16 protein-coding genes and 3 rRNA genes are annotated in these 23,727 nt (G+C 68.2%); 11 read left to right on the top strand and 8 right to left on the bottom strand.

Translation table 11 applies throughout. The annotated features are described in order from the left end of the window. Positions 1–24: 24 nt before the first annotated feature. Complete coding sequence (locus BS83_RS36530) at positions 25–309, bottom strand: DUF4190 domain-containing protein (protein ID WP_037607561.1); 285 nt, start codon at positions 307–309, stop codon at positions 25–27. 151 nt (positions 310–460) lie between these two features. On the opposite strand from BS83_RS36530, the gene rlmN reads away from it, so the two are divergent. Then, the gene (gene rlmN, locus BS83_RS36525; RefSeq protein ID WP_037607560.1) at positions 461–1,594 is read left to right on the top strand and encodes a 23S rRNA (adenine(2503)-C(2))-methyltransferase RlmN; all 1,134 of its coding nucleotides are present in this window, start codon (positions 461–463) and stop codon (positions 1,592–1,594) included. Positions 1,595–1,657: 63 nt separating this feature from the next. Here rlmN and BS83_RS36520 read toward each other — a convergent pair whose 3' ends face one another. Next, positions 1,658–2,599, bottom strand: a complete 942-nt coding sequence (locus BS83_RS36520; RefSeq protein WP_037607559.1) for a class I SAM-dependent methyltransferase — start codon at positions 2,597–2,599, stop codon at positions 1,658–1,660. A 78-nt stretch (positions 2,600–2,677) separates the two neighbouring features. Between BS83_RS36520 and BS83_RS36515 the strand changes: the two genes are divergently transcribed. Further along, positions 2,678–3,346, top strand: a complete 669-nt coding sequence (locus BS83_RS36515; protein ID WP_084714689.1) for a helix-turn-helix domain-containing protein — start codon at positions 2,678–2,680, stop codon at positions 3,344–3,346. A 37-nt stretch (positions 3,347–3,383) separates the two neighbouring features. On the opposite strand, the gene BS83_RS36510 is transcribed toward BS83_RS36515, so the two are convergent. From BS83_RS36510 to BS83_RS36495, 4 genes are all read right to left on the bottom strand, one after another. Beyond that, positions 3,384–4,514, bottom strand: coding sequence for a hypothetical protein (locus tag BS83_RS36510; RefSeq protein WP_051944757.1), 1,131 nt, complete (start codon positions 4,512–4,514; stop codon positions 3,384–3,386). Next, positions 4,496–5,248, bottom strand: a complete 753-nt coding sequence (locus tag BS83_RS36505) for an ABC transporter ATP-binding protein (RefSeq protein WP_051944754.1) — start codon at positions 5,246–5,248, stop codon at positions 4,496–4,498. Before BS83_RS36505 ends, BS83_RS36510 begins: the two co-directional genes overlap by 19 nt. A gap of 238 nt (positions 5,249–5,486) precedes the next feature. Beyond that, positions 5,487–6,863, bottom strand: coding sequence for an aspartate aminotransferase family protein (locus BS83_RS36500; protein ID WP_408641065.1), 1,377 nt, complete (start codon positions 6,861–6,863; stop codon positions 5,487–5,489). Further along, on the bottom strand, positions 6,860–7,333 hold the full coding sequence (locus tag BS83_RS36495; RefSeq protein ID WP_037607557.1) for an Lrp/AsnC family transcriptional regulator: 474 nt from the start codon (positions 7,331–7,333) through the stop codon (positions 6,860–6,862). Before BS83_RS36495 ends, BS83_RS36500 begins: the two co-directional genes overlap by 4 nt. A 177-nt stretch (positions 7,334–7,510) precedes the next feature. Between BS83_RS36495 and BS83_RS36490 the strand changes: the two genes are divergently transcribed. Then, positions 7,511–8,947, top strand: coding sequence for a gamma-aminobutyraldehyde dehydrogenase (locus BS83_RS36490; protein ID WP_037607556.1), 1,437 nt, complete (start codon positions 7,511–7,513; stop codon positions 8,945–8,947). 345 nt (positions 8,948–9,292) lie between these two features. Here the strand turns inward: BS83_RS36490 and BS83_RS36485 are convergent, their stop codons facing one another. Next, positions 9,293–9,733, bottom strand: coding sequence for an Lrp/AsnC family transcriptional regulator (locus BS83_RS36485; RefSeq protein ID WP_037607554.1), 441 nt, complete (start codon positions 9,731–9,733; stop codon positions 9,293–9,295). Positions 9,734–9,751: 18 nt separating this feature from the next. Continuing rightward, entirely contained in the window at positions 9,752–11,416 is a 1,665-nt protein-coding gene (locus BS83_RS36480) for a PucR family transcriptional regulator (protein ID WP_037607553.1), read from the bottom strand. A gap of 214 nt (positions 11,417–11,630) precedes the next feature. On the opposite strand from BS83_RS36480, the gene BS83_RS36475 reads away from it, so the two are divergent. The 8 genes from BS83_RS36475 (at position 11,631) to rrf (ending at position 23,509) form a co-directional block, all read left to right on the top strand. Further along, on the top strand, positions 11,631–13,160 hold the full coding sequence (locus BS83_RS36475) for a gamma-aminobutyraldehyde dehydrogenase (protein ID WP_037607552.1): 1,530 nt from the start codon (positions 11,631–11,633) through the stop codon (positions 13,158–13,160). Between the two features lie 101 nt (positions 13,161–13,261). Next, on the top strand, positions 13,262–14,656 hold the full coding sequence (locus BS83_RS36470; protein ID WP_037607551.1) for an NAD(P)/FAD-dependent oxidoreductase: 1,395 nt from the start codon (positions 13,262–13,264) through the stop codon (positions 14,654–14,656). Positions 14,657–14,925: 269 nt separating this feature from the next. Beyond that, a complete protein-coding gene (locus tag BS83_RS36465; RefSeq protein WP_051944751.1) occupies positions 14,926–15,423 on the top strand; it encodes a hypothetical protein in 498 nt (165 codons plus the stop codon). A gap of 133 nt (positions 15,424–15,556) precedes the next feature. Further along, positions 15,557–17,080 (top strand): CoA-acylating methylmalonate-semialdehyde dehydrogenase, encoded by a 1,524-nt coding sequence (locus tag BS83_RS36460; RefSeq protein ID WP_037607550.1) that lies wholly within the window; start codon positions 15,557–15,559, stop codon positions 17,078–17,080. Positions 17,081–17,206: 126 nt separating this feature from the next. Next, on the top strand, positions 17,207–18,049 hold the full coding sequence (locus tag BS83_RS36455) for a dioxygenase family protein (protein WP_037607549.1): 843 nt from the start codon (positions 17,207–17,209) through the stop codon (positions 18,047–18,049). A 423-nt stretch (positions 18,050–18,472) separates the two neighbouring features. After that, a 16S ribosomal RNA gene (locus BS83_RS36450) occupies positions 18,473–19,991 on the top strand. A 242-nt stretch (positions 19,992–20,233) separates the two neighbouring features. Further along, positions 20,234–23,333 (top strand): 23S ribosomal RNA (locus tag BS83_RS36445). Positions 23,334–23,392: 59 nt separating this feature from the next. Then, positions 23,393–23,509 (top strand): 5S ribosomal RNA (gene rrf, locus BS83_RS36440). Together the 16S, 23S and 5S rRNA genes form the textbook arrangement of a ribosomal RNA operon. Positions 23,510–23,727 lie beyond the last annotated feature (218 nt).

Genomic DNA, 23,727 nt, shown 5'->3' with positions numbered 1-23,727 from the left:
TGAGGGGCGTGCGGGGGCGCTTCTTCAGTTCCTGAGCGCCATCAGCCAGATCCCCGCCGCGACCCACCCCAGGCCGAGGACCAGGGCGATGACCGCCAGGCTGCGGCCGCGTTGCCCGGTGTCGCTGATCTGCCCGAGGGCGATGACGGCGTACAGGATCGCCAGGACGGACACGCCTGGGACGAGCGAGAACATGAGAGCCTTCAGGGCCCGGGCGTTGACGTCCGACGGCGGCGGCAGCATCTCGTCCGGCCGGGTCCGGTGCTCGAATCTGGGCAGACCGCCCAGTCCGTTCGGTTCGGTGCTCACAGGGTCCCCCGGGCTCGGCCTTCAGTGATCGCGCAGATGCTACCGCCCGGCCTGCCGCTCCGGTTCCCGGGCCGGACGTTCGAGGGCCGACGACGGGACGCGCCGTCGGCCAGTCCGGCACACGTTCCCGATCTGAGACACTGGGTGAATCATGCCTAAACCACTCCCGGGTGAACTCACCTTCGTCGCGCCGCGCGGTGCCAAGCCGCCGCGGCATCTTGCCGACCTCAGTGCCGCCGAGCGGCGTGAGGCGATCGCCGCGCTGGGCGAGAAGCCGTTCCGCGCGGACCAGCTCTCGCGTCAGTACTTCGGTCGGCTCGCCGGGCGCCCCGAGGAGTGGACGGACATTCCCGCCGCGTCCAGGGAGAAGCTCGCGGAGGCGCTGCTGCCCGAGCTGATGACCGAGGTCCGGCACGTCTCCTGCGACGACGACACGACCAGGAAGACGCTCTGGAAGCTCTTCGACGGCGTGCTGGTCGAGTCCGTGCTGATGCGTTACCCGGACCGGGTCACCATGTGCATCAGCTCGCAGGCGGGCTGCGGCATGAACTGCCCGTTCTGCGCCACCGGCCAGGCCGGGCTGACCCGCAACCTGTCGACTGCGGAGATCGTCGAGCAGATCGCCGCGGGCATGCGCGCGATCCGGGACGGCGACTTCGGCGGGGCGAAGGCGGGCGAGGACGGCGAGGCGCGCGCGGTGCGGCTGTCCAACGTCGTGTTCATGGGCATGGGCGAGCCGCTGGCCAACTACAAGCGCGTGATCGCCGCGATCCACCGGCTGACCGACCCGGCTCCGTCCGGCTTCGGACTCTCCCAGCGCGGCATCACCGTCTCCACGGTGGGCCTGGTGCCGGCGATCAACCGGATGTCGGAGGAGGGCCTGAGCGTCCGCCTCGCCGTCTCGCTGCACGCGCCGGACGACGAGCTGCGCAACGAGCTGGTCCCGGTCAACACCCGCTGGAACGTCGCGGACGTGCTGGACGCCGCGTGGGACTACGCGGACAGGTCCGGCCGTCGGATCTCGATCGAGTACGCGCTGATCAAGGACATCAACGACCAGGCGTGGCGGGCCGACCTGCTGGGCCGGCTGCTGAAGAACCACCGCGCCCACGTGAACCTGATCCCGCTGAACCCGACCCCGGGCTCGAAGTGGACCGCCTCCCGCCCGGAGGACGAGCGCGAGTTCGTCCGGCGGCTGCAGTCCCACGGCGTCCCGGTCACCGTGCGGGACACCCGCGGCCAGGAGATCGACGGCGCCTGCGGCCAGCTCGCCGCGGCGGGCTGAACCGACGCGAGAGGGCCCGGAGCGCGCGAAGCGCTCCGGGCCCTCTGCGTGTCCTCACTCCCGCTACGCACGCACGCCCGTGACGACCGTGGTGGCGGAGAGCAGGAACGCGTCCGGACGGTGCATGACGCCCTCCGGTGCGTCGGGGTCGAGCAGCAGGTCGAGTGTCCCCAGGTCGTCCGCGTCCAGGACCTCGCCCATCGACTCCCGCGCCCGGTTCAGATGGCCGCGCAGGAAGGTGCGGGCCGCCGCGTCGAGCGGGGCCGGGAGATCGAGCAGCAGGGTGAAGCTGCGGACGTCGGTGAGACCGGCGGCGCGGAACATCGCGGGCCAGTCCTCGACCACGGGCTTGCTGCCCGGCAGCTCCGACCGCATCACCGCGAACCAGTCCTCCATGACGACGTCGATCCTGGACTGGAGTCCGGGGCGGCCGACTCCGATGTCACGGGGGAGGAAGCGCATCGGCAGCCCGCCCTCCGACACGGCGAGCACGCCGCCCGGCCGCAGCAGTCCGGCCAGCGCGTCCAGGGCGCCCTGCTGGTCGCCCAGGTGGTGCACGGCCTTGCTGCTCCAGACCAGGTCGGCCTCGCCCAGACGGTCCAGGCCCTCCGGCAGCTCCGCGTGCAGGACGGACACCCGGTCGCCGAGACCGAGCTGCCCGGCGCGGGTCAGGCTGTGCTCCAGAAGTTCGGGCGTGCCGTCCACCGCGACCGCCTCGGCGCCCGTGAAGGCCTCGGCCAGGACGCAGGTCATCACGCCGGGCCCGCTGCCGATGTCGAGGATCCGCCGCACCCGGTGCTCCGGTGCGAACGACTCGCTCAGCCTGGCCGCCGTGCCGCGCAGCACCGGCAACTGGAGTTCCCCGCCCTGGACCAGCTGGGCGGCCATCTGCCCCCAGTCGATGTCGGTGCTGCCGTGGCGGTGACCGTGGCCGTTCCCGCCGGCATGATCGGCGTGGCCCTGACGGTGGCCGTGTGCGTGTCCGGAGTCCTGATGTGCGCTCATGCCAGGGAGCGTGCACCCGCCTGCGCGGACCTGGCAACTTCTGTTGCCAATTCCGGGACGGCGGGGTGAGATGCCCGCATGGACCCCGCTCACACGCACGACGCTCGAACCGACCCCGCTCCGGCCCGAGCGGAGGAGGGGACGGCCTACCAGGCGGTCCTCGACGAGGTCGCCCCACGGTTGCGGGCGCTGCGCGCCAGGCGCGGGCTGACCCTGGCCGCGCTCTCCGAGGCGACCGGCATCTCCAGGAGCACCCTGTCCCGGCTCGAGTCCGGTCAGCGCCGACCCAGCCTGGAGCTGCTGCTACCGCTGGCCGGGGCGTACCGGGTGCCGCTGGACGACCTGGTCGGCGCGCCCGAGGTGGGCGATCCCCGGGTCAGGCTGACGCCGCGCGCCATGGCGAACGGCGGGACGGCCGTCCCGCTGACCCGCGGTCCAGGCCCGCTCCAGGCCTACAAGATGATCATCAATGACCGTGGCGGCGAGCCCGACCTGCGGACGCACGAGGGCTACGAGTGGCTCTACGTCCTGGACGGCAAGCTGCGCCTGGTCCTGGCCGAGCACGACCTGGTGCTGGGCCCCGGGGAGGCCGCCGAGTTCGACACCCGTCTGCCGCACTGGTTCAGCAGCGCCGACGGCCGTCCGGTCGAGGTGCTCAGCCTCTTCGGCCGACAGGGCGAGCGCATGCACGTCCGAGCCCAGCCGCGCGCCAAGCCGCGCGCGGGTGCGGAGCACGGCGAGGGCTGACCGGGGCGGGACGGGCCTGGCGTCCGGGGCGACCCGGTCAGATGTTGAGCACTGCGGCTGCGAGCAGGCCCGCGCCGCTGCCCGCCGCGAGCACGACCAGGCCGGCAGCGCCGGTGCGCAGCGCCACCGAGCCCTGCAGCATCGAGGTCGGCGCACCCATGCGCCGCAGCGGCGCGTAGGCCGCGCGATGCGCACCGGCCAGTTCGGCCAGGCGGGTGATGAGCGCGCCGATCACGCAGAGCGCGACGAGCCCCGCCTCGATCAGCGGCAGCGGCCCCTCCGGCCGGTGCGCGGACGAGGCGTAGCGGAGCGCCGCCACCACGCCGACCGCGCCCGCGACCGAAAGCACCGCCAGCGGGGTGCCCAGACGCCACGCCTGTGCCTGCAGGCCGCGCCCCGCCATCAGCCTGGCCGCGCGCGGTCGGCCCCAGGCCAGGGCCTGGCCCGCCCCGTAGAGCAGGACCGGGACCGCGACGGCGATGCCGACGACCGCGATGACCCAGCCGACCGCGCCCGCCTCGGCGCCGTTCACCCGGACGGCGGTCACCACGACGAGCGTTCCCGCCGCGGGAAGCGCCGCCGCCATCGCGATGCGCAGCAGGCTGGGGCGACGCTGCGGCTCGTCCGAGCCGTCGACGGGGATGACGTCGGTCGGCCTGACCGCCGCCGCGGCGGCCGCGCCGCCGAGCAGCGGCACCACGGCCAGGAGGGTGAGGGTGCCGGCGACCGGCAGCGTGCCGCTGACGCCGAGCGCCGCGTCGAGCTTGCCGTCCGGCATCAGTTCCACCACGTGGCCGCGCAGCAGCAGGAAGCCGACCAGGGCGAGCAGCGCGCCGAAGGCGCAGGCCAGCGCCATCTCGCCGGCCAGCAGCAGCCGCAGCCGCACCGGGCCCACGCCCGCCGCGACCAGCCCGGCGACCCGCTCCGGCTGCTGCAGCGGCAGGGCCCTGGCCCAGGCCGCCGCCAGGTAGGTGACCGCGGCCAGTGCGGGCAGACACCAGAGCAGCCGGTCGACCCCCGGCCCGGCCGGGGAGGGCGCGCCCGCGGACATCGCCCGGCCGAGCGCGCGCAGCAGCAGGGCCGCCACGGCGGCCGAGGCGGTGGCGGTCAGCGTCCAGCGCAGCAGGTCCAGCGCGCGGTATCCGCGCGCTACGCGGAGGTAGAACACGTGCGGGCGTCCTCTTCGAGCTCACTCAGCGCGACGGCGTCCCGGGCGTCGACAGGGGTGGCGAGCCTTCCGTCCGCCATCACCGCCACCCGGTTGGCGTATCTGGCCACGCTCGCGTCGTGTGTCGCCAGAATAAGGGTGATCTTGTGGGACCGCGACGCGGCGAGCAGTATCCGCATCACCTGGTCCTGCGACTCGCGGTGCAGCGGGGCCGTCGGCTCGTCGGCGAAGACCACGGCCGGGGCCGGAGCCAGCGCGCGTGCGACGGCGATGCGCTGGCGCTGGTCCTGCAGCAGCTCGGCCGGACGGCGCTTGGCGCAGTCGGCGACGTCGAGGCGCTCCAGCCACTCGCTCGCCGTCGTGGCGGCCGCCTTCCTGGGCAGCCCGGCCAGCAGCATCGGCAGTGCGACGTTCTCCCTGGCGTTGAGCTCGGGCACGAGCTGCGGCAGCGGGCCGACGTAGCCGAAGCGTTCCCGGCGCAGCCGCTCGCGGCCGGCCCGGCCGAGGGTGTGGACGGGGGAGCTGTTGAACCAGATCTCCCCCTCGTCGGCGGGGAGCAGGCCGCTGAGCACGTCGAGCAGGGTGGACTTGCCGCAGCCGCGCGGGCCGGCGACGGCCAGCACCTCGCCCTCGCGCACGCCGAGTGAGATGCCGCGCAGGGCGGGGGTGCCGTGATGCGATTTGACCAGCGCGCGTGCCCACAGCACGTCGTTGTCAGGTGGGGCGACGCTCACGGCTTCCTCCGCTGCAGCGAGATGGTGGCTCACAGACTAGAACGAGGGAGCCCCGTGCCGGTTGCGTGGCGTTTTCGGCGTCGTGTCGCGTTTATCACTCGTTCGGGTGTCCGATTCTCGCCCGAATACCTGCGAGATGTGCACGGAATCCTCACGGAAACACCGCAGGGCGGCCCCGACCTTACCGGTCAGGACCGCCCTGCGGCGGAGGGTGGTGACGAAAAGCCCTGGGGAAGCCTTACAGCTTCGTCCACGCCTCGGTCAGCACGCTGCGGAGGATGCCCTCGATCTCGTCGAAGGTCGCCTGGTCCGAGGTCAGCGGCGGCGAGAGCTGGATGACCGGGTCGCCACGGTCGTCGGCGCGGCAGTACAGGCCGTTCTCGAAGAGCGCCTTCGAGAGGAAGCCGTAGAGCACACGCTCGCACTGCTCGTCGGTGAAGGACTCCTTGGTGGCCTTGTCGGTCACCAGCTCGATCCCGTAGAAGAAGCCGTTGCCGCGGACGTCGCCGACGATCGGCAGGTCGTGCAGCTTCTGCAGGGTCGTGAGGAACGCGTTCTCGTTCTCCAGGACGTGCTTGTTCAGGCCCTCGTTGTCGAAGATGTCGAGGTTGGCCAGCGCGACCGCGGAGGAGACCGGGTGGCCGCCGAAGGTGTAGCCGTGCAGGAAGGTGTTGTCCTGCTTGTAGAACGGCTCCGCCAGGCGGTCGGAGATGATGCAGGCGCCGATCGGGGAGTAGCCCGAGGTCATGCCCTTGGCACAGGTGATCATGTCCGGGATGAAGTCGAACTTGTCACAGGCGAACATGGTGCCGAGGCGGCCGAAGGCGCAGATGGTCTCGTCGGAGACCAGCAGCACGTTGTACTGGTCGCAGATCTCGCGCACGCGCTGGAAGTACCCGGGCGGCGGCGGGAAGCAGCCACCGGCGTTCTGCACCGGCTCCAGGAAGACGGCGGCGACGGTTTCCGGGCCCTCGAACAGGATCTGCTGCTCGATCTGGTCGGCACACCAGCGGCCGAAGGCCTCCGGGTCGTCGCCGAAGATCGGGGCGCGGTAGATGTTGGTGTTCGGGACCTTGTGGGTGCCCGGGACCAGCGGCTCGAAGGGGGCCTTCAGGGCCGGCAGGCCGGTGATGGACAGGGCGCCCTGGGGGGTGCCGTGGTAGGCCACCGCGCGGGAGATCACCTTGTACTTGGTGGGCTCGCCGGTCAGCTTGAAGTACTGCTTGGCCAGCTTCCACGCGGTCTCGACGGCCTCGCCGCCACCGGTGGTGAAGAAGACCTTGTTCAGGTCGCCCGGGGCGTAGTTCGCCAGGCGCTCGGCCAGCTCGACGGCCTTCGGGTGGGCGTAGCTCCAGATCGGGAAGAAGGCGAGCTCCTCGGCCTGCTTCCGGGCGACCTCGGCCAGGTCCTTGCGGCCGTGGCCGGCCTGCACCACGAACAGGCCGGCGAGGCCGTCGAGGTACTTGCGACCGTTGGAGTCGAAGATGTACTGGCCCTCGCCGCGCACGATGGTCGGCACAGGGTTCTTCTCGTACGACGACATGCGGGTGAAGTGCATCCACAGGTGGTCGTAGGCGGACTTGGAAAGGTCCTTGGCGACCGGCTCGGCGCTCATCGGGTACCCCAGGTGTAGGTCTGTTTCCGGAGCTTCAGGTAAACGAAACTCTCGGTTCTCCGCACGCCGGGCAGCGCGCGGATGCGCTTGTTGATCAGGTCGAGGAGGTCTTCGTCGTCCTCGCAGATCAGTTCGGCCATCAGGTCGAACGAGCCTGCGGTGACCACGACGTACGCCACCTCGTCCATGGCGGCCAACGCGTCGGCGACCGGCTCGATATCACCTTCCACCGTGATGCCGACCATCGCCTGTCGGGCGAAGCCGACGGTCAGCGGATCCGTCACGGCGACGATCTGCATGACACCCTGGTCGAGCAGCTTCTGGACGCGTTGGCGCACGGCGGCTTCGGACAGGCCGACGGCCTTGCCGATGCTCGCGTACGGGCGTCGCCCGTCCTCCTGGAGCTGTTCGATGATCGCCTTGGAGACGGAGTCGAGAGGAACGCTGGCGTTCCGGTCACGGTTGGCCACGGCCCTCACGATGCCTGATCGATCGCGCGTTCGCAAGTGAATCCGTCGCGAACGCTTGAAATGGATACTGAATCCATCGTTGTTCTCCGGCGGGTCTGTCGATTACCGCAGTACAGAGCTACCCTTGGCGCGACGACAACGACGTCGCCCGAGCACGAAGTCGAGGAGAGGTCCGAAGTGAGCGAGCTTCTGAAGCTGCGCAACTACATCAACGGCGCGTTCACGGATGCGGCGGACGGCCGCACCACCGAGGTCATCGACCCGACGACGGGCGAGGTCTACGCCACCGCCCCGCTGTCGGCCGAGGCCGACGTGAACGCGGCCATGGACGCCGCGGCCGCGGCGTTCGAGGCGTGGCGCGACACCACCCCCTCGCAGCGCCAGTTGGCCCTGCTGAAGATCGCCGACGCGATCGAGGCGCGGGCCGAGGAGCTCGTCGCGGTGGAGTCCAAGAACACCGGCAAGCCGCTGGGGCTCACCGCCTCGGAGGAGATCCCGCCGATGGTGGACCAGATCCGCTTCTTCGCGGGTGCGGCCCGGATGCTGGAGGGCAAGTCCGCCGCCGAGTACATGGACGGGATGACCTCGATCATCCGCCGTGAGCCGGTCGGCGTCTGCGCGCAGGTCGCGCCGTGGAACTACCCGATGATGATGGCCGTGTGGAAGTTCGCCCCGGCGATCGCGGCGGGCAACACGGTCGTGCTCAAGCCGTCCGACACCACCCCGGCCTCCACGGTGCTGCTGGCCGAGATCATCGGGCAGATCCTGCCCGCCGGCGTCTTCAACGTCGTATGCGGCGACCGCGAGACCGGCCGTCTGATGGTCGAGCACGAGACCCCGGCGATGGCCTCCATCACCGGCTCGGTCCGCGCCGGCATCCAGGTCGCGGGCTCCGCGGCGAAGGACGTCAAGCGCGTCCACCTGGAGCTGGGCGGCAAGGCCCCGGTCGTGGTCTTCCAGGACGCGGACATCGACTCCGCCGTCGAGGGCATCTCGGTGGCCGGCTACTTCAACGCCGGCCAGGACTGCACCGCCGCCACCCGCGTGCTGGTGCACGAGTCGATCCACGACGAGTTCGTCGCGGCGCTGGCCAAGGCCGCGTCCGAGACGAAGACCGGTCAGCCGGACGACGAGGACGTGCTCTACGGCCCGCTGAACAACGCCAACCAGCTCGCCCAGGTGACCGGCTTCATCGACCGCCTCCCGGCGCACGCCAAGGTCGAGGCCGGCGGCCACCGGGTCGGCGACAAGGGCTACTTCTACGCCCCGACCGTCGTCTCCGGCCTGAACCAGGACGACGAGATCATCCAGAACGAGGTCTTCGGCCCGGTCATCACCGTGCAGAAGTTCTCCGACGAGGCCGAGGCCGTCCGCAACGCCAACGGCGTCGAGTTCGCGCTGGCCTCCTCGGTCTGGACGAAGGACCACGCGCGGGCCATGCGTATGGCCAAGCGCCTGGACTTCGGCGCGGTGTGGATCAACACCCACATCCCGCTGGTCGCGGAGATGCCCCACGGCGGCTTCAAGAAGTCCGGCTACGGCAAGGACCTCAGCGCCTACGGCTTCGAGGACTACACCCGCGTCAAGCACGTGATGACGTCCATCGAGGGCTGAGTTTCGTCTGCGGTCCGCTCCGGCAGTAGCTGCACCTCCAGGGGCGCGGGGCTGTGCTGATCTGCGCCTGCGGCGCGTGGGCGCGACAGGTCAGGACGTGGGTCCGTTGCCCCTCCAGGGGGGCGGGGCTGTGCTGATGTGCGCCTGCGGCGCGTGGGCGCGACAGGTCAGGACGTGGGTCCGTTGCCCCTCCAGGGGCGCGTGGAACTGCGCGACAAGCCACCCGGTGTGGTGTGTCGCCGAACGAGCAGGGCCATCCGCACAGGGTGGTTGCTCGCGCAGTTCCCCGCGCCCCTGTTGTGGTTGCCCGCTTGCATCAGGTTCCCCGCGTCCCGGTAGCGCGTCCTAGCCGACGTCCCAGGCGAAGCGGTGCGTGTGGATGCCGAAGTAGGGGAAGTTTTCCACGGCGGTCACGCCCTCGATCGGCCGCACCACGTCGTTGATGAAGTCCAGCAGTGCTCGCGGCTCCCGGCAGACCACCTCGGCGAACAGGTCGAACGTGCCCGAGGTCAGCACCGAGTAGACGACCTCCTCGCGTCCGCCGAGGACATCCGCCACTGCCCGCGCGTCGCCGTCGACCCTGATGCCGAGTAGGGCCATCGCCTGGCCGCCCATCGCCATCGGGTCCGTCACGCCGACGACCTGCACGGCCTTCGCGTCGATCAGTCGTTGCAGCCGCTGCCGCGCCGCGGAGGGGGAGAGTCCCACCTTCGGCCCCAGCTCGGCGTAGGGAATGCGCCCGTCGCTCTGCAACTCGCGAAGGATCGCCCGGTCGATGTCGTCCACGCGCCCCACCCTGTCAGATCAGCGCCGCACCGCGTCCAGTGCGAGCAGGGCGACGTGCAGGGACAGACAGGACTCCACCTGGTCCAGGTCCACGCCCAGCACGCGTTCCACCTTGTGCAGGCGGTCGTAGAAGGACGGCCGGGACAGGTGCGCCGCGTCCGCCGCCGCGGACTTGTTGCGGCCCTGCTCCAGGTAGATCCGCAGCATCGAGATCAGCTGGCTGTTGTGCTCCGCGTCGTAGGCCAGCAGCGGGCCCAACTCCCGCTCCACATAGGTCTGCAGGCGCGCGTCGTCGCGCAGCAGGTGCAGCAGGCCGCGGAGCCGGACGTCGGGGAGGCGGTAGTAGGAGGCCGAGCGGCCGCCCGCGCCGGCGGGGGTGTCGTGCAGGGCCGCGTCGGCGACCTGGGTCGCCTCGACCAGCGTGCGGCGGGCGTCGCGGACCGAGCCCACGGAGGAGCCCACCGCGATGACCGGCTCGGGGCCGTCCTCCTGCTCCTTGACCAGCCGGCGCAGCACGCCGGCGAAGCCGTCCAGTGCCGCGTGCTCGTCGTCCTTCGGGCCGAGCGAGACCAGGACCCCGACCGCCTCGTCGTCCAGCGCGCCGACCAGTGCCGTCAGCCGGCGTTCCCGTACCGCGGCCGCCGCCGTCTCGGTGAAGTCCCGCAGCCGTGCCTGTGCCTCCAGCGCCGCGGGCAGCGGGCCGCGCCGCTGGCGCAGCACCACGCCGACCAGCCTCCGGCCCTCCAGAGGCACGCCCAGCGCGGACGCCCGCAGCGCCACGTCGGAGACGGTCAGCGCGTGGGTCAGGATGCCGCTGAGCAGCGTGCGGTGGGTCTGGCGTTCCAGCGTCTCCCGGTCGCGGACCATCAGCCGGTTCAGCGCCAGCGTCGCCGCCGCGCGTTCGACCAGCATGGTGTGGCGGTGCGAGGCGGCGGCGGGGGCCGCGTCCTCCTGGGCGGAGCTCGGCTGCCCGATCAGGACCAGCCGTCCCCAGTCGTGCCCGCGCGCGCCGACCGAGGTGACCAGCCAGCCGGTCCGCGGGTCGTGGCCGGTGCGTCCGCTCGCCCGCATGCCGCGCGAGCGCGACTCCCAGCCGGCCAGTACGACCTGGGCGTTCTGCCCGGCGGTGTCGTAGGCGAGCACCTGGTGCGAGAGGTTCTCCAGCACCACGGGCGCGCCCGCCATGCGCGCCACCTGGCGGACCACCTCGACCGGCTCGGCGCCCTCGACGGCGAGCTCGTTGAAGGTCTGGTGGATCTCCTCGGAGGAGCGCAGCTCCTCCAGCTGCGCGTTGACGACCAGCGCGTGCACCGCTTCGGTCACCGCCACGAAGCGCAGCTCGCGCCGGAGCACGATGAGCGGCAGGCCGCGCTGCTCCGCCGCGTGGACCAGCGCGCGCGGCAGGCTGTCGAAGTACCGGCGGCCGAACTCGACGACCAGCCCGGCCGCGCCGATGTCGGCGAGCTCGCGGACGTAGCGGGCCAGGCCCTCGCGGTCCTCGGGCAGCGCGATGCCGGTGGTCAGGATCAGCTCGCCGCCCTGCAGCACGCCCGCGACGTCGGCCAGCTCGGAGACGTGGACCCAGCGCACCGGCCGTTCCAGATGCTGCGCCCCGGCCACGACCTCGGGCAGGCCGCGGCTGACCACGTCCAGTTCGAGGACGCGGGCGACGGTGGGGAACATGGGTCATCCTTCGGGAAGGGACGGCGCTGAGCTGCCTTCATAGTGTCAGGCCGGGGCGACATTCCGGCAACGAGGTGTCGCCATGCAGCAGCTTGTCATCGTGTCATGCTGGTGGGGATCCGCCTTGCAGACTGTCGCTTGCCCGCCCCTGCCGGGACGGGGCATCGTCGCAGGATGGGCAGGCAGCCCATCGCGCTCCCGAGGAGAGATACCCATGGACCGGACCATCGTCGGCACCCGCTTCGACGCCGGAGCCCAGTACATCGACGGCGCTCTGCGCAAGGGCACCTCGGGAGACACCTACGACGTCACCAGCCCCGCCGACGGCAGCCTGGTCCAGCGCGTCGACCTCGCCTCGACGGCCGACGTCGACGTCGCGGTCGCCGCGGCCAAGCGGGCCTTCCCCGAGTGGTCCGGCGCCACTCCGGCCTTCCGCAGCGAGGCCCTGACCAGGCTCGCCGCGATCCTCGCCGAGCGTGCCGAGGACTTCGCCCGCGTCGAGTCCGCGCAGACCGGCAAGCCGATCAAGCTGACCACCGAGTTCGACGTACCGGGCACCGTCGACAACACCGCCTTCTTCGCCGGCGCGGCCCGCAACCTGGAGGGCAAGGCGACCGGCGAGTGGTCCGGCTCGCACACCTCCTCGATCCGCCGCGAGGCGATCGGCGTGGTCGGCTCCATCGCGCCGTGGAACTACCCGCTGCAGATGGCCGCCTGGAAGATCCTCCCGGCCATCGCCGCAGGCAACACCATCGTGCTCAAGCCGGCCGAGCTCACCCCCCTGACCTCGCTGATGTTCGCCCAGGCCTGCACCGACGCGGGCATCCCCGACGGCGTCGTCAACGTGATCACCGGCAAGGGCCGCAGCGTCGGCGAGTACCTGATCGGCCACCCCGACGTCTCCATGGTCTCCTTCACCGGCTCCACCGGCGTCGGCACCCGCGTCGGCGAGGTCGCCGTCCAGACCGTCAAGCGCACCCACCTGGAGCTCGGCGGCAAGGCGCCCTTCGTGGTCTTCGACGACGCCGACCTGGAGGCCGCGATCAACGGCGCCGCGGCCGGCTCGCTGATCAACACCGGCCAGGACTGCACCGCCGCCACCCGCGCCTACGTGCAGCGGCCGCTCTTCGAGGCCTTCGTGGCCGGTGCGGCCGAGATCTTCGACTCGATCCGCCTGGGCGACCCGTTCAACCCGCAGACCGACCTCGGCCCGCTCGTCTCCGAGCGCCAGCGCGACTCCGTCGCCGGCTTCGTCGAGCGCGCCCGCGGCTACGGCGCCACCGTCGCGGCCGGCGGCTTCGCCCCCGAGAAGGGCCACGACGGCACCGACCTCACCCAGGGCGCCTACTACCGCCCGACGCTGGTCACCGACGTCGCGCAGGACGCCGAGATCGTGCAGCAGGAGCTCTTCGGCCCGGTCCTGGTCGTGCTGCCCTTCGACACCGACGACGAGGGCATCGAGCTCGCCAACGACACGCCCTACGGCCTGGCCGCGTCCGCCTGGACCACCAACACCTTCCGCGCGCTGCGCGCCACCCGCGAGATCCAGGCCGGCTGCGTGTGGGTCAACGACCACATCCCGATCATCAGCGAGATGCCCCACGGCGGCTACAAGGCCTCCGGTTACGGCAAGGACATGTCGCAGTACTCGCTCGACGAGTACACGCAGGTCAAGCACGTGATGCAGGACATCACCGCGATCGCCCGCAAGGACTGGCACCGCACCATCTTCGGTGACCGCTAGGCCCTGCCCGCCAGACCGGCGCTGAGCCGGTCCGGCCCCACCACACCCTTCTACGCCCCGGCCGCCGACAGGCCGCCGGGGCACCGGAAAGCAGTGAGAGCATGGATCCGGCCCACTCCCTCGCCGACGTCCAGTACACCTCCTTCTGGCTCGCGGACCCCGCGAAGCCCGAGCCCGAGCCGGCCCTGGTCGGCGACACCCACTGCGACCTGCTGGTCGTCGGCGGCGGCTACACCGGACTGTGGACCGCGCTGATCGCCAAGGAGCGCGACCCCTCGCTGGACGTCGTCCTGCTGGAGGGCAAGGAGGTCGGCTGGGCCGCCTCCGGCCGCAACGGCGGCTTCTGCGCCGCCAGCCTGACCCACGGCTTCTTCAACGGCCTGGAGCGCTGGCCGAACGAGCTGCGCACCCTGGAGCGCCTCGGCCACGAGAACCTCCAGGCGATCGAGGACACGGTCGAGCGCTACGCCATCGACTGCGACTGGGAGCGCACCGGCGAGCTGGACGTGGCCACCGAGCCGCACCAGGTCGAGGAGCTGCGCGAGGGCGCCGAGGCGATGCGCGAGTACGGCGTGCACGCCGAGTTCCTCGACGCCGACGCGGTCCGCGCCGAGGTGAACTCGCCGACCTTCCTCGCCGGACTCTGGGACCGCGACGGCGTCGCGATGGTCCACCCGGCCAAGCTGGCCTGGGGCCTGAAGCGGGCCTGCCTGGAGCTGGGCGTCCGGATCTTCGAGAACACCCCCGGCACCGACCTCGTCCCGAACGGCGAGGGCATGGCCGTCCGCACCCCCTACGGCCGGGTCTTCGCCCGGCACGTGGCGCTCGGCACCAACATCTTCCCCAACCTGGTCAAGCGGGTGCGGCCGTTCCTCGCCCCCGTCTACGACTACGCCCTGATGACCGAGCCGCTGACGGACGAGCAGCTCGCCTCGATCGGCTGGAAGAACCGCCAGGGCCTGGGCGACTGCAACAACCAGTTCCACTACTTCCGGATCTCGGCCGACAACCGCATCCTGTGGGGCGGCTACGACGCGGTCTACCACTACGGCAGCAAGGTCCGGGACGAGTACGACCACCGCCCCGAGACCTACGCCAAGCTGGCGGAGCACTTCTTCACCGCCTTCCCGCAGCTGGAGGGGGTGAAGTTCAGCCACGCCTGGGGCGGGGCGATCGACACCTGCAGCCGCTTCTCCGCCTTCTTCGGCACCGCGCACAAGGGCCGCGTCTCCTACGCGGTGGGCTACACCGGCCTCGGGGTGGGCGCGACCCGCTTCGGCGCCGAGGTCATGCTCGACCTGCTCGCGGGCGAGCAGACCGAGCGCACCGAGCTGGAGATGGTGAAGAGCAAGCCGCTGCCGTTCCCGCCCGAGCCGGTCAAGTGGATCGGCATCGAGATGACCAAGTGGTCGCTCGACCGCGCCGACAAGAACGCGGGCCGGCGCAACCTGTGGCTGAAGACCATGGACGCGCTGGGCCTCGGCTTCGACAGCTGACGGGCGGCAGCTGACGAGGAAACAGGGATCGTCGCCCGGACGGTCGTCGGCGACCTGCGATCCGAAACGACGGCGCACACCTCATAGCGGGTGTGCGCCGCTTTCGCATCCTTACGCGCCTTCTCGCCCCTCCGAGCCGGGTCGCACCCACGATTGTGCGAGACCGCTGTAAGAGCCGGACAGCGAACCGCTCTCTCATGGTGACCCCGGGGTCGGCCACCCCCTGGCCCACCCCGGGCGCCAGCTCGCGGATGTGGAGGGCGAAAGCTATGGGAAGTCTGGAGTCGAGGGGCGCGGTGGAATGGCTCGCCGCTGCCGCACCGGATCCGGAGGCCTGCCGATGGGAGTGGGAGCGCAGCGCCATGGGCATCGCGCTGCTCCCGGCCGGTCGGCTCTGGGACGTGCTGATAGTGCCGGGCGAGCTGGGCCGGCTCACCGTCGACGTGCTGCTGCGCCTGGAGAACGACCCGGGTCCGGTGCTGGTCGACTTCGGCGACTACCGCTTCGGCTTCTTCGTGCCGCCCGGCACCGCCGCGCGCTGGGTCGGCACCGGCGTCCGCACGGCGGGCCCCGGAACCTGGCTCGCCGTCCCGCATCCCTCCCGTGCCGGACGGGGCCTGCGCTGGCTGGTACCCCCGGACGGCAGCGGCCGACTGGGTGATCCGGTGATGCTGGAACTGGCCATGCACGAGGCGGCGGCGCTGCTCACGGGGGAGGGCAGCCTGCTGGGGGACGGCGCCGAGGACAGCGGGCCCGACGGGGTGTAAGGCGGATCCGGAATCGACCGACAACCTGCTGATTGAGGGAGGCGTCCGGTCGAAACAGAATGTAGAGAGCGCGGCACCTGCACTGCACGGAATCAGACTCATGCGTGCCCCGCCTGGACTCGGAGGCAGACCCTTGAGCAAGCACATCACCCACTGGATCGGCGGCGCGGCCGTTGCCACGGCCGGCGCCGCCCCGCGCCGCGGTGACATCTTCGACCCGGCGACCGGCAAGGTCTCCGGTCAGGTCGACTTCGCCACCATCGCCGAGGTGGACGCTGCCGTCAGCGCCGCCGTCACCGCCTTCGGCGAGTGGCGCCACGCCTCGCTGGCCAAGCGCACCACCGTGCTCTTCAAGTTCCGCGAGCTGCTGAACGAGCGCAAGGACGAGCTGGCCTCGATCATCGTCTCCGAGCACGGCAAGGTGCACTCGGACGCCCTGGGCGAGATCGCCCGAGGCCTCGAGGTCGTCGAGTACGCGTGCGGCATCCCGCAGCTGCTCAAGGGCGGCTTCACCGAGCAGGCGTCCACGGGCATCGACGTCTACTCGATCCGTCAGCCGCTGGGCCCGGTCGCGATCATCTCGCCGTTCAACTTCCCGGCGATGGTCCCGATGTGGTTCTTCCCGATCGCCATCGCGGCGGGCAACTCGGTCATCCTCAAGCCCTCCGAGAAGGACCCGTCCGCCGCGCAGTTCCTCGCGGACCTGTGGGCCGAGGCGGGCCTCCCGGCCGGCGTCTTCAACGTCGTCCACGGTGACAAGGTCGCGGTCGACCGCCTCCTGGAGCACCCGGACGTCAAGTCCGTGTCCTTCGTGGGCTCGACCCCGATCGCCCGCTACGTCTACGAGACGGGCACCCGCTACGGCAAGCGCGTGCAGGCGCTCGGCGGCGCCAAGAACCACATGCTGGTCCTGCCGGACTCGGACCTCGACCTGGCCGCCGACGCCGCGATCAACGCCGGCTTCGGCGCGGCGGGCGAGCGCTGCATGGCGATCTCCGTCCTGGTCGCGGTCGAGCCGATCGCGGACGAGCTGATCGAGAAGATCAAGTCCCGGATGGCCACCCTGAAGGTCGGCCCGGGCTGCAACGGCGACTCGGACATGGGCCCGCTGGTCACCGGCGTGCATCGCGACAAGGTCACCTCCTACCTGGAGTCCGGCGTCGCCGACGGCGCCGACCTGGTGGTCGACGGCCGCAAGCACCCGATCAGCGCGGAGGACGCCTCCGGCGACCCGACCGCGGACGGCTTCTGGCTCGGCCCGACGCTGTTCGACAACGTCAAGCCCGGGATGTCCGTCTACAACGACGAGATCTTCGGCCCGGTGCTGTCGGTCGTCCGCGTGGACTCCTACGAGGAGGGCCTGCAGCTGATCAACAGCAACCCCTACGGCAACGGCACCGCCATCTTCACCAACGACGGCGGCGCGGCCCGGCGCTTCCAGAACGAGGTCGAGGTCGGCATGGTCGGTATCAACGTGCCGATCCCGGTCCCGGTCGCCTACTACTCCTTCGGCGGCTGGAAGGCGTCGCTCTTCGGCGACACCCACGCCTACGGTGCGGACGGCGTCCAGTTCTTCACCCGCGGCAAGGCCGTGACCTCGCGCTGGCTCGACCCGAGCCACGGCGGGATCAACCTGGGCTTCCCGACCAACGCCTGATCCACGCCACTCCCGCCCTTCCGGCAACGGCCCGGTCCCGCGCATCCGTCCGCGCGGGACCGGGCCGTTCCGGCATCCGGGGCGCGGACGCTGTCCACAGCGCCGCGCGCGGCCTACGCTGCGGACATGCTGCGCGACGGTGGCACGGAAGAGGTGCGGAGGAGCTTCGCCCAGGCGGCGGACCCCCGCGCCAGGCTGATCCTGGACAGTCTCACCCGACACCTGCACGCCTTCGTCAAGGAGGTCCGGCCCAGTCGCGAGGAGTGGGCCGCGGCCATCGACTTCCTGACCCGGACCGGGCAGAGGTGCGACGACACCCGCCAGGAGTTCATCCTGCTCTCGGACGTACTGGGCGTCTCGATGCTGGTCGAGGAGCTGAACGCCGGGGACGCCGGCACGGAGTCGACCGTGGTGGGCCCCTTCCATGTCGGCGATTCGCCGGTCAGGGAGCTGGGAGCGTCCATCGACCTGCTCGGCGTCGGCGAACCGTGCGTGGTGACGGGGAGGGTCGTCGACCTGGACGGAACCCCACTCCGGGGAGCGACGGTCGACATCTGGCAGTGGAGCGCCGACGGCTACTACGACGTCCAGCAGCCGGACCGGCAGCCACAGGGAAACGGGCGAGGTCTCTTCACCGCCGACGCGGAGGGCCGCTTCTGGTTCCGGACGGTGGTGCCCTCGCACTATCCGATCCCGACGGACGGCCCCGCGGGTGAACTGCTGCGCGCGGCCGGCCGCCATCCCTACCGCCCGGCTCACATCCACGTGATCGCGGCAGCGGACGGACATGACCCGGTGACGACGCACGCCTTCGTCGCGGACAGCCCCTACCTCGACTCCGACGCGGTCTTCGCCGTGCGGGAGAGCCTGATCCGCCCCTTCGACGTCATCGACGAAGCGGAACGCGCGGCTGCGTTCGGCGTCACGCACCCGTTCAGACTGCTCCAACTGGAGCTGGTGCTGGGTTGACACGCCTGGGGCGCATGCGTAATGTTCTCCGAGTTGCCACGCCCGCTGAGCGGGTCTGGAGGCAGCCAAACCCCAGGAATCTGATCGTACGAATGAGCAATTCGTGCTGCCATTTTCGGGTGTGGTTGGTGGATTTGGTTCGCACCGAGGAAATCAGCTAGAGTTTCACTCGTCGGAACGGGCCGGAGCGAAAAGCGAAGGCCGGAAGTTCTGATAAGCTGGAAAACGAAGGAAGCGCCCGGAGGGCCCGGTGAAACGGGGCCGAAGGAAGCGTCCGTTCCTTGAGAACTCAACAGCGTGCCAAAAGTCAACGCCAGTTACTTTTGAGATGTTTTAAAATCAGCGAGGACGCTGTGCACGAGTCCCCCTTATTCCGGTGGGATGTCGTGCCGCTCAACGCGAATGCCCGATTACGGGAATACATTCACGGAGAGTTTGATCCTGGCTCAGGACGAACGCTGGCGGCGTGCTTAACACATGCAAGTCGAACGGTGAAGCCCTTCGGGGTGGATCAGTGGCGAACGGGTGAGTAACACGTGGGCAATCTGCCCTGCACTCTGGGACAAGCCTTGGAAACGAGGTCTAATACCGGATACGACCCTGGAGCGCATGCTCCGGGGTGGAAAGCTCCGGCGGTGCAGGATGAGCCCGCGGCCTATCAGCTTGTTGGTGGGGTGATGGCCTACCAAGGCGACGACGGGTAGCCGGCCTGAGAGGGCGACCGGCCACACTGGGACTGAGACACGGCCCAGACTCCTACGGGAGGCAGCAGTGGGGAATATTGCACAATGGGCGCAAGCCTGATGCAGCGACGCCGCGTGAGGGATGAAGGCCTTCGGGTTGTAAACCTCTTTCAGCAGGGAAGAAGCGCAAGTGACGGTACCTGCAGAAGAAGCACCGGCTAACTACGTGCCAGCAGCCGCGGTAATACGTAGGGTGCGAGCGTTGTCCGGAATTATTGGGCGTAAAGAGCTCGTAGGCGGCTTGTCGCGTCGGATGTGAAAGCCCGGGGCTTAACCCCGGGTCTGCATTCGATACGGGCAGGCTAGAGTGTGGTAGGGGAGATCGGAATTCCTGGTGTAGCGGTGAAATGCGCAGATATCAGGAGGAACACCGGTGGCGAAGGCGGATCTCTGGGCCATTACTGACGCTGAGGAGCGAAAGCGTGGGGAGCGAACAGGATTAGATACCCTGGTAGTCCACGCCGTAAACGTTGGGCACTAGGTGTGGGTCACATTCCACGTGGTCCGCGCCGCAGCTAACGCATTAAGTGCCCCGCCTGGGGAGTACGGCCGCAAGGCTAAAACTCAAAGGAATTGACGGGGGCCCGCACAAGCAGCGGAGCATGTGGCTTAATTCGACGCAACGCGAAGAACCTTACCAAGGCTTGACATACACCGGAAACGTCCAGAGATGGGCGCCCCCTTGTGGTCGGTGTACAGGTGGTGCATGGTTGTCGTCAGCTCGTGTCGTGAGATGTTGGGTTAAGTCCCGCAACGAGCGCAACCCTCGTTCTGTGTTGCCAGCGGGTTATGCCGGGGACTCACAGGAGACTGCCGGGGTCAACTCGGAGGAAGGTGGGGATGACGTCAAATCATCATGCCCCTTATGTCTTGGGCTGCACACGTGCTACAATGGCCGGTACAAAGAGCTGCGATGCCGTGAGGCGGAGCGAATCTCAAAAAGCCGGTCTCAGTTCGGATTGGGGTCTGCAACTCGACCCCATGAAGTCGGAGTTGCTAGTAATCGCAGATCAGCATTGCTGCGGTGAATACGTTCCCGGGCCTTGTACACACCGCCCGTCACGTCACGAAAGTCGGTAACACCCGAAGCCGGTGGCCTAACCCCTTGTGGGAGGGAGCTGTCGAAGGTGGGACCAGCGATTGGGACGAAGTCGTAACAAGGTAGCCGTACCGGAAGGTGCGGCTGGATCACCTCCTTTCTAAGGAGCACATAGCCGCTTGCGAGCGCATGTCTCGCACGGTTGCTCATGGGTGGAACGTTGACTATTCGGCACACGGATTCCTGGTGGGATCGTCAGTACTGCGCTTCGGCGCGTGGAACGCGGTCGCCGGCAGGGCTGTGTGTCGGGCACGTTGTTGGGTCCTGAGGGAACGGGCTGGTGAAACAGTCTGAACCTTCTGGTCGTTGTTTGAGAACTGCACAGTGGACGCGAGCATCTGTGGCCAAGTTTTTAAGGGCGCACGGTGGATGCCTTGGCACCAGGAACCGATGAAGGACGTGGGAGGCCGCGATAGGCCCCGGGGAGCTGTCAACCGAGCTTTGATCCGGGGGTGTCCGAATGGGGAAACCCGGCAGTCGTCATGGGCTGTCACCCGCTGCTGAACACATAGGCAGTGTGGAGGGAACGCGGGGAAGTGAAACATCTCAGTACCCGCAGGAAGAGAAAACAACCGTGATTCCGGGAGTAGTGGCGAGCGAAACCGGATGAGGCTAAACCATGGTGGTGTGAGACCCGGCAGGGGTTGCCGTCATGGGGTCGTGGGATTGTGTTTCAGTCGTCTGCCGGCGGCTGGGCGAGTCAGAAACCGAGAGTGTAGTCGAAGGACATGCGAAAGGTCCGGCGTAGAGGGTAAGACCCCCGTAGACGAAACGTTCTCGGCTCGCTTATGCAACTCCCAAGTAGCACGGGGCCCGAGAAATCCCGTGTGAATCTGGCGGGACCACCCGCTAAGCCTAAATATTCCCTGGTGACCGATAGCGGATAGTACCGTGAGGGAATGGTGAAAAGTACCGCGGGAGCGGAGTGAAATAGTACCTGAAACCGTGTGCCTACAAGCCGTGGGAGCACTTCGGTGTGACTGCGTGCCTTTTGAAGAATGAGCCTGCGAGTTTGCGGTGTGTGGCGAGGTTAACCCGTGTGGGGTAGCCGTAGCGAAAGCGAGTCCGAATAGGGCGAATGAGTCGCGCGCCCAAGACCCGAAGCGGAGTGATCTAGCCATGGGCAGGTTGAAGCGCGGGTAAGACCGTGTGGAGGACCGAACCCACCAGGGTTGAAAACCTGGGGGATGACCTGTGGTTAGGGGTGAAAGGCCAATCAAACTCCGTGATAGCTGGTTCTCCCCGAAATGCATTTAGGTGCAGCGTCGCGTGTTTCTTGCCGGAGGTAGAGCACTGGATAGGCGATGGGCCCCACCGGGTTACTGACCTTAGCCAAACTCCGAATGCCGGTAAGTGAGAGCGCGGCAGTGAGACTGTGGGGGATAAGCTCCATGGTCGAGAGGGAAACAGCCCAGAACACCGGCTAAGGCCCCTAAGCGTGTGCTAAGTGGGAAAGGATGTGGAGTCGCAGAGACAACCAGGAGGTTGGCTTAGAAGCAGCCACCCTTTAAAGAGTGCGTAATAGCTCACTGGTCAAGTGATTCCGCGCCGACAATGTAGCGGGGCTCAAGTACACCGCCGAAGCCGTGTCATTCATGCTATAGCCCCAACGGGTGCATGGATGGGTAGGGGAGCGTCGTGTGCCGGGTGAAGCCGCGGAGGAATCCAGTGGTGGACGGTTCACGAGTGAGAATGCAGGCATGAGTAGCGATACAAGAGTGGGAAACTCTTGCGCCGATTGACCAAGGGTTCCTGGGTCAAGCTGATCTGCCCAGGGTAAGTCGGGACCTAAGGCGAGGCCGACAGGCGTAGTCGATGGACAACGGGTTGATATTCCCGTACCCGCTTTGAAGCGCCAACGGCGAACCTCTGAATGCTAAGGCCGTGAAGCCGCCCCGGAGTCTTCGGACAAAGGGGAGTGGTGGAGCCGCCGGCCCAACAGGGTAGTAGCTGAGCGATGGGGTGACGCAGGAAGGTAGTCCAGCCCGGGCGGTGGTAGTCCCGGGGTAAGGGTGTAGGCCGTGTGGTAGGCAAATCCGCCACACAATAGGCTGAGACCTGATGCCGAGCCGATTGTGGTGAAGTGGATGATCCTATGCTGTCGAGAAAAGCCTCTAGCGAGTTTCATGGCGGCCCGTACCCCAAACCGACTCAGGTGGTCAGGTAGAGAATACCGAGGCGTTCGGGTGAACTATGGTTAAGGAACTCGGCAAAATGCCCCCGTAACTTCGGGAGAAGGGGGCCACGCCTGGTGACGGCACTTGCTGCCAGAGCTGGGGGTGGCCGCAGAGACCAGCGAGAAGCGACTGTTTACTAAAAACACAGGTCCGTGCGAAGCCGTAAGGCGATGTATACGGACTGACGCCTGCCCGGTGCTGGAACGTTAAGGGGACCGGTTAGCTTGGATTCGTCCGGGCGAAGCTGAGAACTTAAGCGCCAGTAAACGGCGGTGGTAACTATAACCATCCTAAGGTAGCGAAATTCCTTGTCGGGTAAGTTCCGACCTGCACGAATGGCGTAACGACTTCTCGACTGTCTCAACCATAGGCCCGGTGAAATTGCATTACGAGTAAAGATGCTCGTTTCGCGCAGCAGGACGGAAAGACCCCGGGACCTTTACTATAGCTTGATATTGGTGTTCGGTTCGGCTTGTGTAGGATAGGTGGGAGACTTTGAAGCAGCAACGCCAGTTGTTGTGGAGTCGACGTTGAAATACCACTCTGGTCGTGCTGGATGTCTAACCTGGGTCCGTGATCCGGATCAGGGACAGTGTCTGGTGGGTAGTTTAACTGGGGCGGTTGCCTCCTAAAATGTAACGGAGGCGCCCAAAGGTTCCCTCAGCCTGGTTGGCAATCAGGTGTTGAGTGTAAGTGCACAAGGGAGCTTGACTGTGAGACCGACGGGTCGAGCAGGTGCGAAAGCAGGGACTAGTGATCCGGCGGTGGCTTGTGGAAGCGCCGTCGCTCAACGGATAAAAGGTACCCCGGGGATAACAGGCTGATCTTCCCCAAGAGTCCATATCGACGGGATGGTTTGGCACCTCGATGTCGGCTCGTCGCATCCTGGGGCTGGAGTAGGTCCCAAGGGTTGGGCTGTTCGCCCATTAAAGCGGTACGCGAGCTGGGTTTAGAACGTCGTGAGACAGTTCGGTCCCTATCCGCTGCGCGCGCAGGAGTATTGAGAAGGGCTGTCCCTAGTACGAGAGGACCGGGACGGACGAACCTCTGGTGTGCCAGTTGTCCTGCCAAGGGCATGGCTGGTTGGCTACGTTCGGGAGGGATAACCGCTGAAAGCATCTAAGCGGGAAGCCTGCTTCGAGATGAGTACTCCCACCCACTTGATGGGGTAAGGCTCCCAGTAGACGACTGGGTTGATAGGCCGGATGTGGAAGCCCTGTGAGGGGTGGAGCTGACCGGTACTAATAGGCCGAGGGCTTGTCCATAGTTGCTACGCGTCCACTGTGCTGTTCTGAGACAGCGATCACCGCTTGTTTCACCGTGTTTCGGTGGTCATAGCGTGAGGGAAACGCCCGGTTACATCCCGAACCCGGAAGCTAAGCCTCACAGCGCCGATGGTACTGCAGGGGGGACCCTGTGGGAGAGTAGGACGCCGCCGAACAACCTTTCCAGTGAAGCCCCCTGACCATAGGTCAGGGGGCTTCACTGCGTTCCGGACCCAGTCGCCGGCGGGACGATGGCGTAGAGTGCGTCGCATGTGCACGTGCGCCGCAGTTCTTCCGCCTCCCGCCCTGTAGGGCGGGTCGCCACCGACACCAGCGCGTAGACCGCAGGCCTCGGGCCGCGCTCCGCGCCGAATGGTCGTGCCCCGCAGAGGAG

It is taken from the genome of Streptacidiphilus rugosus AM-16 (assembly GCF_000744655.1).
Lineage (GTDB): Bacteria > Actinomycetota > Actinomycetes > Streptomycetales > Streptomycetaceae > Streptacidiphilus > Streptacidiphilus rugosus.
Note: the sequence above shows the minus strand (reverse complement) of the source record. Positions and strands in the feature narration are given on the sequence as shown.

What these genes read in the sequence shown, in the direction of transcription:
- rlmN (WP_037607560.1), top strand. Translation starts at nt 461, where the DNA reads ATGCCTAAACCACTCCCGGGTGAACTCACCTTCGTCGCGCCGCGCGGT.
- BS83_RS36520 (WP_037607559.1), bottom strand. Translation starts at nt 2,599, where the DNA reads ATGAGCGCACATCAGGACTCCGGACACGCACACGGCCACCGTCAGGGC.
- BS83_RS36515 (WP_084714689.1), top strand. Translation starts at nt 2,678, where the DNA reads ATGGACCCCGCTCACACGCACGACGCTCGAACCGACCCCGCTCCGGCC.
- BS83_RS36500 (WP_408641065.1), bottom strand. Translation starts at nt 6,863, where the DNA reads ATGAGCGCCGAGCCGGTCGCCAAGGACCTTTCCAAGTCCGCCTACGAC.
- BS83_RS36480 (WP_037607553.1), bottom strand. Translation starts at nt 11,416, where the DNA reads ATGTTCCCCACCGTCGCCCGCGTCCTCGAACTGGACGTGGTCAGCCGC.
- BS83_RS36475 (WP_037607552.1), top strand. Translation starts at nt 11,631, where the DNA reads ATGGACCGGACCATCGTCGGCACCCGCTTCGACGCCGGAGCCCAGTAC.
- BS83_RS36470 (WP_037607551.1), top strand. Translation starts at nt 13,262, where the DNA reads ATGGATCCGGCCCACTCCCTCGCCGACGTCCAGTACACCTCCTTCTGG.
- BS83_RS36465 (WP_051944751.1), top strand. Translation starts at nt 14,926, where the DNA reads ATGGGAAGTCTGGAGTCGAGGGGCGCGGTGGAATGGCTCGCCGCTGCC.
- BS83_RS36455 (WP_037607549.1), top strand. Translation starts at nt 17,207, where the DNA reads ATGCTGCGCGACGGTGGCACGGAAGAGGTGCGGAGGAGCTTCGCCCAG.